At 73.1% G+C, this 12,072-nt stretch carries 11 protein-coding genes; 2 read left to right on the top strand and 9 right to left on the bottom strand.

Annotation, left to right across the window (positions count from 1 at the left end):
- The first annotated feature begins 1 nt into the window (after nt 1).
- Complete coding sequence (locus AC3EVP_RS27510; RefSeq protein ID WP_435134299.1) at nt 2–958, top strand: spherulation-specific family 4 protein; 957 nt, start codon at nt 2–4, stop codon at nt 956–958.
- A gap of 114 nt (nt 959–1,072) precedes the next feature.
- Here AC3EVP_RS27510 and melA read toward each other — a convergent pair whose 3' ends face one another.
- The 6 genes from melA to AC3EVP_RS27480 form a co-directional block, all read right to left on the bottom strand.
- Entirely contained in the window at nt 1,073–2,389 is a 1,317-nt protein-coding gene (melA, locus tag AC3EVP_RS27505) for an alpha-glucosidase/alpha-galactosidase (protein WP_435134296.1), read from the bottom strand.
- Nucleotides 2,386–3,378 (bottom strand): carbohydrate kinase family protein, encoded by a 993-nt coding sequence (locus tag AC3EVP_RS27500; protein WP_435134293.1) that lies wholly within the window; start codon nt 3,376–3,378, stop codon nt 2,386–2,388. Before AC3EVP_RS27500 ends, melA begins: the two co-directional genes overlap by 4 nt.
- A 4-nt stretch (nt 3,379–3,382) precedes the next feature.
- The gene (locus AC3EVP_RS27495; RefSeq protein WP_335980395.1) at nt 3,383–4,276 is read right to left on the bottom strand and encodes a carbohydrate ABC transporter permease; all 894 of its coding nucleotides are present in this window, start codon (nt 4,274–4,276) and stop codon (nt 3,383–3,385) included.
- A complete protein-coding gene (locus tag AC3EVP_RS27490) occupies nt 4,273–5,235 on the bottom strand; it encodes a carbohydrate ABC transporter permease (protein WP_335980397.1) in 963 nt (320 codons plus the stop codon). Before AC3EVP_RS27490 ends, AC3EVP_RS27495 begins: the two co-directional genes overlap by 4 nt.
- A gap of 9 nt (nt 5,236–5,244) precedes the next feature.
- A complete protein-coding gene (locus AC3EVP_RS27485; protein WP_335980399.1) occupies nt 5,245–6,582 on the bottom strand; it encodes an ABC transporter substrate-binding protein in 1,338 nt (445 codons plus the stop codon).
- A gap of 380 nt (nt 6,583–6,962) precedes the next feature.
- Complete coding sequence (locus AC3EVP_RS27480; RefSeq protein ID WP_435134443.1) at nt 6,963–7,781, bottom strand: endo alpha-1,4 polygalactosaminidase; 819 nt, start codon at nt 7,779–7,781, stop codon at nt 6,963–6,965.
- A 470-nt stretch (nt 7,782–8,251) separates the two neighbouring features.
- Between AC3EVP_RS27480 and AC3EVP_RS27475 the strand changes: the two genes are divergently transcribed.
- Nucleotides 8,252–9,415 (top strand): AI-2E family transporter, encoded by a 1,164-nt coding sequence (locus tag AC3EVP_RS27475; RefSeq protein ID WP_435134288.1) that lies wholly within the window; start codon nt 8,252–8,254, stop codon nt 9,413–9,415.
- A gap of 62 nt (nt 9,416–9,477) precedes the next feature.
- Here the strand turns inward: AC3EVP_RS27475 and AC3EVP_RS27470 are convergent, their stop codons facing one another.
- The 3 genes from AC3EVP_RS27470 to AC3EVP_RS27460 all read right to left on the bottom strand — a co-directional run bounded on the left by AC3EVP_RS27470 (nt 9,478) and on the right by AC3EVP_RS27460 (nt 12,034).
- The gene (locus AC3EVP_RS27470; RefSeq protein WP_435134285.1) at nt 9,478–10,770 is read right to left on the bottom strand and encodes a low temperature requirement protein A; all 1,293 of its coding nucleotides are present in this window, start codon (nt 10,768–10,770) and stop codon (nt 9,478–9,480) included.
- Nucleotides 10,771–10,838: 68 nt separating this feature from the next.
- On the bottom strand, nt 10,839–11,297 hold the full coding sequence (locus tag AC3EVP_RS27465) for a MarR family winged helix-turn-helix transcriptional regulator (RefSeq protein ID WP_435134282.1): 459 nt from the start codon (nt 11,295–11,297) through the stop codon (nt 10,839–10,841).
- The gene (locus AC3EVP_RS27460; RefSeq protein ID WP_435134279.1) at nt 11,294–12,034 is read right to left on the bottom strand and encodes an SDR family NAD(P)-dependent oxidoreductase; all 741 of its coding nucleotides are present in this window, start codon (nt 12,032–12,034) and stop codon (nt 11,294–11,296) included. Before AC3EVP_RS27460 ends, AC3EVP_RS27465 begins: the two co-directional genes overlap by 4 nt.
- Between the last annotated feature and the right edge of the window lie 38 nt (nt 12,035–12,072).

Here is a 12,072-nt window from a genome sequence, read left to right as displayed (position 1 = left end):
TGTGTTCACCTCCCGCCGCTCGACGTCCGACGAACCGGCGAACTCCCCCCACACCGCGGCACCCGCCCGCCCGGCGACCGGCTCCGGCCGGTCCGCCGGGCGGGCGCGCGCCGCGGTGCTCGCCGCCGCGGCCACCGCCCTCACCCTCACCGCCCTGGGCGCCGCCGGCACCCCGGCCGGCGCCGCGGCCGGCGTCCAACACGTCGCCGTACCCGCCTACTTCGACCCCTCCGACAGCGCCGGCGCCACCTACTGGAACCAGCTGGAGCAGTCCGGCCCCGGCGTCGGCATCGCCATCGCCAACCCCTCCAACGGCCCCGGCACCGCGGCGAACAGCGCCTACGCCGAGGCGGTGAAGTCCGCCACCGCGGACGGCACCAAGGTCATCGGCTACGTGGACACCGGCTACTTCGGCACCACCGGCCGCACCACCCGCGACGGACAGACCTCCGTCGCCGCCTGGACCGCGCAGATCAACGCCGACGTCGCCAACTGGTACTCCTGGTACGGCTCCTCGGGCCTGGCCGGGATCTTCTTCGACGACGCCCTCAACGACTGCGGCACCAACAACGCCCACGTCGACCTGTACTCCGGCATCAACACCACCACCAAGCAGGCCCACCCCGGCGCCCTGACCGTCGACAACCCCGGCGCCCCCGCCGACCAGTGCTACTCCTCGGCCGCCGACATCCTCGTGATGTACGAGGGCACCTACGCCGACTACACCGGCTGGACCCCGCCCGCCTGGGAGCAGAACTCCACCGACCCCGGCAAGTTCTGGCACCTGGTGTACGACACGCCCACCCAGGCCGCCCTCGACAACACCGTCACCCTGAGCAAGCAGCGCAACGCCGGCTACCTCTACGCCACCCCCGACGACCTGCCCAACCCCTGGGACACCCTGCCCACCGGCAGCTACTGGTCCCAGGAGCTCAGCGACACCGCAGGCAACTCCTGACCCCCTTCCGGTAGACACCGGCACACACCGGCAGACACCGACGACGAAGGGCCGCCCGACCGGGCGGCCCTTCGCCTTTTCCGCGTCCCCCGCGTCACCGCGCCCCCGGAGGGGTCAGCTGCCGAGCACCGCCCGCAGCCCCGGCTGGAGCAGCTCACCGTGCGCGCGCACCATGTCGTCGCACAGCTCCCAGATCTGCTCCACCGTCAGCGCCGCGGCCGTCGCCGGGTCGGCCATCGCCGCCTGCCGGACGTGCCGCGGGTCGTCCTCCACGGCGGCCTTGACCACCAGGTCGTTCATGCTCAGGTACGAGCGGTTCAGCGCGGCGCACTGCGGCGGCAGCGAACCCATCCGGGTCGGCTGCACCCCCAGCCCGTCGACCAGGCACGGCACCTCGACGGTGCCGTGCGCGGGCAGGTTGTCGATCAGGCCGCGGTTGGTCACGTTGCCGTAGACCGTGCGGGGCGTGCCCGTCACGATGCTGTGCACGATCTGCGGGGCGTACTCCATCGTGCCGGCCACCGTCAGCGGGGTGCCGGCCTTCAGCGCGTCGCGCGTCTGCTCGTACTGCCTGACGTTGTCGGCCACGATGTCCAGGTAGGTGCCGATCGGCAGCCGCAGCCGCTCGACCTCGCTCTCGTGGCCCAGGTACCACGGCACGTACTCCGAGGAGTGCTCGCTGGTCTCGGTCGGGTAGTAGCCCAGCCGCCGGTACATGTCCACCCGCACCCGGCGGCGCAGCTGCGGGTCGCTCGCGATCAGCGCGTCCAGCTTCGGGTACACGCTCTCGCCCTGGTGCTCGAAGCGCAGCACCCACGCCTGGTGGTTGACGCCCGCCGCCTGGTAGCTGACCTCCTCCAGTGGCACCTGGAGCAGCTCGCACAGGTCGTGCATCGTCCAGTACACCGAGTGGCACAAGCCGACCACCCGGGTCAGCCCGGTCGCCTCGGCGAGGTACTGCACGTTCATCGCCATCGGGTTGGTGTAGTTCAGCAGCCAGGCGTCCGGGCACACCTCGGCGATGTCCTGCCCGAGCGCCTTGAGCAGCGGGAAGGTGCGCAGCGCGCGGAAGATGCCGCCGACGCCGAGGGTGTCGCCGATGGTCTGCCGCACCCCGTAGCGGGCCGGCACCTCGAAGTCCGTCCGGGTCGACTCGCCCATGCCGACCTGCACGATGTTCACCACGAAGGCGGCGCCTTCGAGCGCCTCGCGCCGGTCGGCGTGCGCGGTGATCGTCGGCGAGGCGGCCAGGTGCCCGGCGATGTGCCGGGCGGCGCCCTCCGCGGTCGCCAGCCGCTCCGCGTCGATGTCGTGCAGCGCGATGTGCACGCCCTTCAGCTCCTCGAACGCGAACAGGTCGGCCAGCAGCCCCTGCGTGAACACGACGCTCCCGGCGCCGATGAACGCGATCTTGGTCGTGGTGGTGGTCACGTGCTCTCTCCGTGGTTCTGCCCCGAGCCCGGGGCGGTGGTGCGGGACGCGGCCAGTGCCTCGTCCCAGGTGGGCTGCGCGCCGGTGCCGCCGTAGGCGCGGGTGGACAGCGCGCCGCAGGCCGCGGCGAGCGCGAGCGCCTCCGGCAGCGGCAGCCCGGCCAGCACCCCGGCGATCAGTCCGGCGTCGAAGGTGTCGCCGGCGCCGACGGTGTCCAGCGGCCGCACCGGCACGGCGGGGGTGCGCAGCACGGCCGAGCCGTCGTGGGCGAGCGCCCCGTCGGCGCCGTCCTTGACGACGACGGTCGGGCCGTACGCCGCCAGCGCCGCCGCGGCGCCCGCCAGGTCGCCGTGGCCCGACAGGGCCCGCGCCTCCTGGGCGTTGGGCAGCAGGAAGTCGGTGACCGGCAGCACCGCCGCCAGACCCGCCGGGTCCCAGCGGCCGTCCGGGTCGTCGTTGGTGTCCAGCGAGGTGGTCGCGCCGTGCGCGCGGGCGGTGCGGAACAGCTCCGGCAGCGCCGCGGCGAGCCCCGGCATGAGGAAGTACGACGCGGCGTGCACGTGCCGGCAGTCGGCGAGCAGTTCGGCCGGCACGTCGTCGCCGCTGGTCGCCGCCAGCGTGCCGGGCGCGGTGAGGATGGCCCGGTCGCCGTTCTCGCCGCCGTCGTCCGCGGCCCGGTTGAGGACCGCGGTCAGCGGCGACGGCAGGTCGCCATCGACCCGCAGCGCGTCGGTGTGCACACCGCGCGCGGCCAGCGCCGCCCGGACGTACGCGCCGGTGTCGTCGTCGCCGATCCGCCCGGCGAAGGCGACCTTCAGGCCGAGCCGGGCCGCCCCGCAGGCCATGATCGCCGCCGAGCCGCCCAGCGTGAGCAGCCCGGTGGGCACCAGCTGCTCGCGCTGCCCGAAGGCGAGCGGCCCGGGCAGCGGGCCGACGACGACGTCGGGGTTGACGTCCCCGATCACGAGGAGGTCGAAGGAGGGGGGCATCGGGTCAACCCTTCAGGCCGCTGGAGGTGATGGACTGGATGAACGACTTCTGCGCGCCGAGGAACGCCAGCAGCACCGGCAGCACCGTGATGACGTTCCCGGCCATCACCGCCGACCACTTGGTGTGGTGCTGGCCCTGGAAGGTGGTCAGCCCCAGCTGGAGCGTGTAGTGCGCGTCGTGGTTGATGGCGATCAGCGGCCAGGTCAGGTCGTTCCAGGTGCTGAGGAAGGTCAGCACCGCGACCGTGCTCAGCGCCGGCCGGGACAGCGGCAGCACCACCGACCACAGCACCCGCAGCCGGTTGCAGCCGTCGATCCACGCGGCCTCCTCCAGCTCCCGGGGCAGCGACAGGAAGAACTGCCGCAGCAGGAACACCGCGAACGGCGTCACCAGCGACGGCACGATCAGCGCGCCGAGCGAGTCGATCAGGCCGAGCTTCTTCATCACCAGGAACGTCGGGATCATCGTCAGCTGGAAGGGGATCGCCATCGTGGCGAGCATCGTGGCCAGCAGCACCCGCGACCCGGCGAAGCGCATCCGCGCGAAGGCGTAGCCGCCCAGCGCCCCGAAGACCAGGTTCGAGGCGACCGACGCGACCGACACGATCAGCGAGTTGGCGAACCAGCGCGGGAACATCGCGTTGCCCAGCACGTACCGGTAGCCGCTCAGGTCGATGTGCGAGGGCCACAGCGCCGGCGGGAAGCGGTTGATCTGCGCGTCGCTCATCACCGAGCTGAGCAGCAGCCACACCAGCGGGATCGCGAACAGCAGCGCCAGCGGGGCGAGCGCGAGGTGCCAGGGGCTGAACGGCAGCACCCGGCGGCGCCTGCCGGGCGGGGCGGCGGCGGGCGAGTCCGACTCGGGTACGGCGCGGGCGGGCGCCGAGGTCGCGGTCATCGGGTGGCTCCTTCCAGCTGGTCCGGGCTCCGGCGGCGCAGCAGCCGGGTCCCGGCCCCGATCACGAGCAGGGCCACCGCCAGGACGTACGCGGCCGCGGCCCCGTATCCGGCGGTGAAGTTCTGGAAGGCCATCTCCCAGATGAAGTAGACGATCACCGTGGTGGAGCCCAGCGGGCCGCCCTTGGTGGTGACGTAGACCAGGTCGAAGACCTGGAGCGACTGGATCACCTGCCACACCAGCAGGAAGACGTTCACCGGGGTCAGCGCCGGCAGCACCACGTGCCGCAGCAGGTGCAGCCGTCCCGCGCCGTCCAGCTTCGCCGCCTCGATCAGCGACGGCGACACGTCCTGGAGCGCGGCCAGGTAGACCACCAGGCAGAAGCCGGTGCCGCTCCACAGCGAGATCGCCACCAGGACGTACAGCGCCTGGCCGGGGTCGGTCAGGAAGCCCTGCGCGGGGATGTGCAGCTTGTGCAGCACCGAGTTGGCCGCGCCGAACTCCGGGTCGAGGATGAAGGAGAACAGCACGCCCTGCGCGGCCGCCGAGATCACGAACGGCACGAAGAACAGCGTCCGGTACAGGCCGACCAGCCTGATCCTCCGGTTCAGCGCGATCGCCAGCAGCAGGCCGAGCACCATGCTGAGCGGCACGTACAGCGCCGTGTAGATCAGCGTGTTGCGGACCGCCTGGCGGAAGTTCGGGTCCTGGGTGAGCGCGTGGTAGTTCTGCAGACCGACCCAGCGGCTGGGCGTGACCAGGTCGTCGGCCTGGAACGACAGCAGCAGCGACCAGATCACCGGCAGCACGCTCAGCCCGATGATGACCAGCACCGAGGGCATGATGAACGCCCACGCGGTGCCCGTCTCCGCGCGGCGCCGGCGGCGTCGGGCGCGCCGCACCTCGGCGTCGGTCGGTGTGTCGGCCGGCAGGGTGAGCGGGGTGGGAAGGCGAGGCATGGGTCCTCCTCAGCGCGGGATGAGCAGAGCGGCGTTGGACTGGCGGGCGCAGTCGTGCATGGCCTTGGCCGGGGTGGAGCGGCCGAGCAGCACGCTGACGATCGCCTGGCCGAGCGCTGCGGAGATCTGCGGGTAGGCGGCGTGGTTGGGGCGGACCCGGGCGGTGTCCAGGGCCGTGGTGAAGACGGTCAGGCCCTTGGTCTTCTTCGTCTGCGCGGTCCACTGCGGCAGGGCCTGCGTGGCGCGGCTGAGCGGCAGGGAGCCGGTCTTGATGTCCCACCGCACGTCCTGCGCGGGCTGGTTGAGCCAGGTGACGAAGGTGCGGGCGGCGGCCACCCGGGCCGAGCCGTTGTCGAACAGCGTCCAGGTGTCCGGGCCGGAGATGGTCATCGGCCGCCCGCTGTAGCTGGGCAGCGGCACCACTTCGTAGTCCACCTTCGCCTGGATGACGTCCGGCAGCTGCCAGGGCCCGGTGATGGACATCGCCATCCGGCCGGAGAGGAACACCTGGTACATCTGCTCGCTGCCCGGCTTGGGGTCGATGTAGACGCTCTTGTCCTTCGCCAGCGCGGCGACCGTCTCCAGCGCCTTGACGCCGCTGTCGGCGAAGCCGATGCCGTTGCCGCTCTTGTTGACGACCTCGCCGCCCAGGTCCCACACCATCGGCCACAGCCGCCAGACGGTGTCCTCGTCGCCGACGCCGGGCCAGCCGGTGCCGAAGACGCCCGCGCCCTTGTCGGTGAGCGCCTTCGCGGTCTCCACGAACTCCTGCCAGGTCCAGCCGGCCTTGGGGATCGGCACCCCCGCGGCGGCGAAGATCTTCCGGTTGCACACCACGGCGAGCGCGTCGAGCACCGCCGGGGCGGCCCGCACCTTGCCGTTGACGGTGACGGCGGCCCGCGAAGGCGCCCAGAAGCGGCTCCACGGCGTCGGGGCGTGCTTCACGGTCTCGGTCAGGTCCACCACCTGCGGGCTGCGCGCCACGCTGGCGAGGTCGGAACCGAAGATGTACGCCATATCCGGGTACGAGCCGGACGCCAGCGCCGCGGTGATCTTCTGGAGCATCGAGTCCGCCAGCACGCCCCCGCCGGGGTCCACCCGGATCTTGGGGTGCTCGCTGTTGAACTGCTTCACCAGCGTCTCCATCGCGGCCTTGCCGACGTCGGTCTGGCCGTGCCACAGCTCCACGGTCACCTTGCCGTCCTTGCCGACCCCGTCGTTCGCGCCGTCGCCGCAGGCGGCCAGCAGGGGCGCGGCGCCGGCCGCGGCGGCCACCGCGGCGCCGCCGCGCAGCAGGGCGCGGCGCGAGGGCCGCTCGTGCGGGGTCGGCGACTGTGGCCCGGTCATCGGGACCTCCTGAGGGTCGGACAGGGCAGGAGCATGGGACACCACCGGATCGCTGGACGGACAGACGGAACAAAGGGCGTATATGGGGGAGCGTGCGGGTGTGACGGGGGAAGGGCCTGCCGCGAGGCGGCGGGAGCCGGGGGCGAGGAAACGTTTCAGGAGCCGGTGAGCGGGGCGCCGGTGGGGAGGGGCGCGGGGGCCGGGGCGCTTCGCGGGGTGGCCGCGGCGCGGCGGCGGGTGGTGCCGCGGTGCCGGTCCGGGGGTGGCGGTCGCGGGGTGTCGGTGCGGGTGCGGGTGCGGCGGTAGCGGTGGCGGCGGGAGGAGGCGGGCGGCGCGGGCGCGGGGTCGGGGTCGGGGTGCCCGCGCCGCCCACCGCGCCGTCAGCAGGTCTTGCGGACGTAGCCCTTGCTGCCGGCCGGCACGACGTCGAGGTCACGCTGGACGATGCTCAGCTCGTCCCCCCACCCCGCGCACGCCTTCTTCAGTCCCTTCGCGGTGTACTCGATGACGATCACGTTGTCGCCGAACGCGGCGGTGTAGTCGCCGCACTCGTCGTAGTAGCCGCACTCCTCGGCGACCGCGAAGTCCAGCCCGGTCTTGGCCCGGTCGTCGGCCAGTTGCGGGGTGTTCTTCTGCGCGATGGCCAGCCCGTCGGCGTGCGCGTGCGCCGACAGCAGCGTGATCATCGCCTCCGCCTCGGCCGAGGTGAGCAGCTTGCCCGACCGACTGTAGCTGTCGTAGTTGTCGGGTTCGACGGCCTGGTACCCCTTGGCGGCGCAGTCGTCGATCCAGCCGTCGACCTTCGCGGCGATGCGCTGCCGCTTGTCCGCCGTGCTGGTGTCGAGCAGGGCCTCGCCCCAGTCCTCGTCGTAGACGACGTCCCCGTCCGCGTTGTGGAGCAGCAGGTCGGAGCCCCAGTCGTCCTCGGCGTCGGGCTGGGCCTGGAAGGCGTTGACGTAGCAGATGTTGTAGACCCCGTCGGCGGGCGCGTCGGTGTGGTCGCGGCTGACCACGGTCACACCCGCGGGCGGGGTGTACGCGCCGCCGAGCTGGTAGTCGAAGTCGGCGTGGGTGGGGGGAAGGGCCACCGAGTCGGTCGCGGCGCCGGCCTGCTGCATCGCGAGCGACGGGACGAGCGCGGTGGCCAAGAGCGCCGGAAGCGCGGTCAGTCGGAGAACGGAACCGCGGTCGATGCGCATCATCGAGCTCCTGATGATGGGGGGTACGTCCCCGCCTCGGACGCGCACGGCGGTCCTGGCGACTTTGTCCGGACTTACGGCCCGGGTGGGGGCCGGATCACCGGCTAGGCGTACCTCTCGCGCCGGTCCTCGTTTCCGGCGCTTGCCCGGGAGTAAATCGCGCAGATTCCCCTGTGTCAACCGCGCGTTTCTGCTCAGTAGACCCATGATTGAGTCAAAAATGCGCACGTTACCTCGGTGTTTCGCGCACGCGGGTGCCCGAAAGGCGCGGAAGGAGGGGATCGGGAGGTGCGCGCGGGGTGCACATGGGCGGTTCGCGGGGGTTCGGGCGCCCCCCGGATTCCGCCGACCAGGCGGCAACGGGTGACGCGCCGCGCTCCGCGCCGTTGGTAGAGGTGGACCCGCGGGCGGCGGCCGCCCCCGCCCGCGCGGCCGTCGAGTGCGATCCACCGTCGCGAGGGAGCCCAGCCATGACCGACCTGCCCGCCGGCACCGCGCTCCCCGTGGCCCCCGCCGCCGCTTCCGCCCCCGCCCCGGCTGCCACTGCCGCGCCCGCCGCGCCCGGCACCGCCCGGCCGCGGCCCCGGCTCGCCGCGGCCCTCCCGGCGGTCCGCCGCTCCTGGTTCGGCGTCGGCTTCGGCGCCGGGCTCGGCGCGGTGCTCGCCTGGATGCTGGTGCGCACCGTGCTGCGGATGAGCGAGCTGCTGACGCTGCTGCTGCTCGCGGTGTTCATCGCGGTCAGCCTGGAGCCGGTCGTGGCGTGGCTGTGCCGGCGCGGGCTGCGCCGGGGCCTGGCGGTGGCCGCGGTGGCGGCCGGGTTCGCCGGGGTGCTCGCCGCGTTCGTGGCGCTGGTCATCCCGCCGGTCAGCGCCGCCATCGCCGCGCTCACCGACGACGTGCCGCGCTGGCGCAGCCAGCTGCACGACCACCGCACCACCCTGGGACGGCTGGAGGAGCACTACCACGTCATCGAGAAGGTCCGGCAGCAGCTCGGCTCCGGCGGGGGAGCGGCGGACATCGCCGGCGGCGTGCTGGGCGCCGGCCAGCTCGTGGTGAGCGCGGTCGCCTCCACCGCGATCGTGGTCACGGTGACCCTCTACGTCATGGCCGCCCTGCCCGCGATCAAGTGCTTCGGCTACCGCTTCGTGCCCGGCACCCGCCGGGCCAGGGCGGAGGCGGTGAGCGAGGAGATCCTCAGCCGGGTCGGCCGCTTCATGCTCGGCAACGTCGTCACCTCCGCGATCGCCGGGGCCGCCGCCTTCGCCTGGTGCGAGGCCACCGGCGTGCCCTACCCGGCCGCCCTCGGCTTCTTCGTCGCCCTGGTGGACATGGTGCCGGTGATCGGCTCCACGGTCGGCGGGATCGCGGTCAGCCTGATCGCCCTGTCGGTGTCACTGCCGGTGGCGCTGGCCACCGCCGCCTTCTCCGTCGCCTTCCGCGTCGCCGAGGACTACCTGATCATGCCGCGGGCGATGAAGTACGCCGTCGACGTCCACCCGGTCGTCACCGTCGTCGCGGTCCTGGTCGGCGGGAGCCTGCTCGGCATCGTCGGCGGTCTGGTGGCGATCCCGGCGGCGGTGGCGCTGGGCATCGTGCTCGACGAGTACGTCTTCCCGCGCACCGACCGCGCCTGACCGCGTGACCGCGCGGCGCCCCGGTCAGGGGTGAACCGCCCTCCGCCCCGGCCCGGGCCTGCTCAGGGCGCGTCCCCGGCCGGGGGCAGCCCGTCCAGCATCCGCCGCTGCCGCCGGTGCCCGACCGTCTCGTACCCGACGACGGTGACGAACGGCGCGAGCATCACCACCAGCAGGCACAGCGACAGCGCGGCGCCCGCCGCCGCCAGCAGCACCGCCGCCAGCAGCACCACCATGCTGATGGCGATCAGCAGCAGGTGGAAGCTGTCCCGCGCGGACAGCAGCAGCGTGTGCAGCAGGTAGATCATCAGCACGTACAGGCCGACCGGCAGGGCCAGCGCCAGCACCACCGCGGTCCCGCCGAGCTCCGCGTCGTGCTCCAGGTACAGCCCCGCGACATGCAGCCCCGCGCCAGCGCCGGCGATCCCCACGAAGACCGGGATGTGCCCGTAGCCGAAGAGGTAGCCGAACGCGCGGCGGCGGACCAGGATGTCGCCGAACGGCGTGGTGAAGTACACCCACCACATCCCGAAGGTCAGGCCGATCCCCGCCACCACGACCGCCACCGCGGTGCCGGTCCAGTGCGTGCCGTCCGCGCCCCCGAGCAGACCGCCCGACGACGCCACGGTGCCCACCACGCCCTCGCCGAGGGTGATGATCGCGAACAGGCTGTACCGCTCGGCCACATGGTGCGGATGCCAGGGCGTACCCCCGGCGCCGCCCTGCCCGAGCACCGGCAGCAGCAGTTCCAGCACCGCGAGCACCACGAACGCCGCGAAGACCGCCGTGCGCGGCAGCGGCGCGAAGCCGACCACCGTCCACGCCGCCTGCGCGATCACCGTCCAGCGGATCATCGCCATGCCGACGTCGTGGAAGGGCGGCGAGTCCCGGGCCGCCCGCCACCACTGGAGCACCATCGCGACCCGCATCACGACATAGCCCGCGACGATCGCCCGCAGCTCCAGGTGCCCGCCCTCCCGCACGGAGTGGAACATCGCCGGCAGGCCCAGCGCGAACACCACCACACCGATCATCTGCACCATGGTCAGCACCCGGTACAGCCAGTCGTCCGTGCCGAAGGCCGAGGCGAACCAGCTGAAGCTGATCCACGCGATGAGGATCGCGGTCATCGCCATCAGGAACGAGGCCACCGCGGCACCGGTGCGCCCGCCGGCGAGCATCTCGGCGAACTGGTCGGCCGCGGTGCCGACGGCGACGACGAAGGTCAGGTCGAGCAGCAGCTCCAACGGCGTGGAGACCCGGCCGTGTTCGCCGGGGTCGCGGCCGGTCATCGGCACCCGCGCGTGCGCCACCCGGCCGGTGCCCGGGGTGCTGCCTGGTTCGGAGACGGTCATGACCAGCATGATGCCGGACGCGGCGCCTGCTTCCCGGGCGGGCCGGGCCGCGGCCGCGCCCCGCGCGCTCAGCCGCCCGCCGCGTCCGCCGCCAGCAGCCGGGCGAGCAACTCCGCCAGGCGTTCGAGGTCACCCGGCGGCAGCGTGCCGACGGCCGCGGGCGGGCGCAGCAGGATGGCGTCGGCGGTCTCCAGCGCCCGCTGCCCGGCCGCGGTGAGCGTGACGAGCTTGCGCCGCCGGTCGTCGGGGTGCGGGCGGCGCTCGACCAGGCCGTGCGCCTCCAACTTGTCCACGACGATCGTCGCGTAGGGCGCGTCCACCCCGTTGGCCTCGGCGATCTCGCGCAGCGTGCGCGGCCCCTGCCGCAGCTGGAGCAGCACCTTGCCGCGGCCCCCGCCGAGGCGGAAGCCGAGCGCGTCGGCGAGTTCGCCGTGCCGGCTGTGGGCCTCGACGAAGCGCCGCATCAGCGTCCAGACCTGCCGTACGGGGTCGGCGTCCGCGTCGCCGGGGGCCGGCGCCGGACTCACCATGCCACCGTACGGCCGAGGTAGTCGACGTAGTGCAGGCCGGGCGTGCCGCGCAGCGAGTCCAGTGTCCGGACCACGTTCGGGATGCTCTCCTCCACGCTGAGCCGGCCGTCGGGGCCGCCGACGCCGACGCGCACCCAGCCCGGCGCCATGAGCACCAGGCTCCGCGGCTCGCCCTCGTGCCGGGCCGCGTAACTGCGCATGAAGGTGTTGAGCGCGGCCTTGCTGCCCCGGTACACCTCGTGGCCGCCGCGTTCGTTGTTGGCGACGCTGCCCTGCCCGGAGGACATCACGCCGATGGTGCCCGCGGGTTCGACCAGGTCCTGGAGCGCCTCGACCGCCCGCAGCGGGCCGAGCGCGTTGGTCACCATGACCCGGGTGAACTCCTCGGTCGAGGTCTCGGCCACGGTCCCTTCCGGCTGGTTGGTCACGCCCGCGTTCACGAAGAGCAGGTCGAAGCGCCGGCCGGCCAGCCGTTCGCGCAGCGCCGCGATCTGCTCCGGCTCGGTGATGTCCACGGTCTCGATCTGCACGCGGCCCGCGGCGCCGTCGGCGAGGTCGTGCAGCGCGGTGCGGGCGGTGCCGCGCACGGTCGCCACGACCTGCCGGCCGTCCTTCGCCCACTCCTGGGCGAGCGCGAGCCCCAGCCCGCGGGAGGCGCCGATCAGCAGCACCCGCTCGCTTAGCCGGGCCGTCGGGTCGGGCCGAGTGCTGTCGGGGTGATTGGTTGTAGTCATAGCAACAATTGTGCGACCTATAACTAATCGCGTCAAGC

Source organism: Actinacidiphila sp. bgisy144, assembly GCF_057708105.1.
The sequence above is the reverse complement of the archived record's forward strand: the minus strand, read 5'-3'. Positions and strand labels throughout refer to the sequence as shown.

Excerpts from the sequence above, each read along its gene's own strand:
- AC3EVP_RS27495 (WP_335980395.1), bottom strand. The coding sequence starts at position 4,276 with ATGACCGCGACCTCGGCGCCCGCCCGCGCCGTACCCGAGTCGGACTCG.
- AC3EVP_RS27485 (WP_335980399.1), bottom strand. The coding sequence starts at position 6,582 with ATGACCGGGCCACAGTCGCCGACCCCGCACGAGCGGCCCTCGCGCCGC.
- AC3EVP_RS27500 (WP_435134293.1), bottom strand. The coding sequence starts at position 3,378 with ATGCCCCCCTCCTTCGACCTCCTCGTGATCGGGGACGTCAACCCCGAC.
- AC3EVP_RS27470 (WP_435134285.1), bottom strand. The coding sequence starts at position 10,770 with ATGACCGTCTCCGAACCAGGCAGCACCCCGGGCACCGGCCGGGTGGCG.
- AC3EVP_RS27475 (WP_435134288.1), top strand. The coding sequence starts at position 8,252 with ATGACCGACCTGCCCGCCGGCACCGCGCTCCCCGTGGCCCCCGCCGCC.
- AC3EVP_RS27490 (WP_335980397.1), bottom strand. The coding sequence starts at position 5,235 with ATGCCTCGCCTTCCCACCCCGCTCACCCTGCCGGCCGACACACCGACC.
- AC3EVP_RS27480 (WP_435134443.1), bottom strand. The coding sequence starts at position 7,781 with ATGCGCATCGACCGCGGTTCCGTTCTCCGACTGACCGCGCTTCCGGCG.
- AC3EVP_RS27460 (WP_435134279.1), bottom strand. The coding sequence starts at position 12,034 with ATGACTACAACCAATCACCCCGACAGCACTCGGCCCGACCCGACGGCC.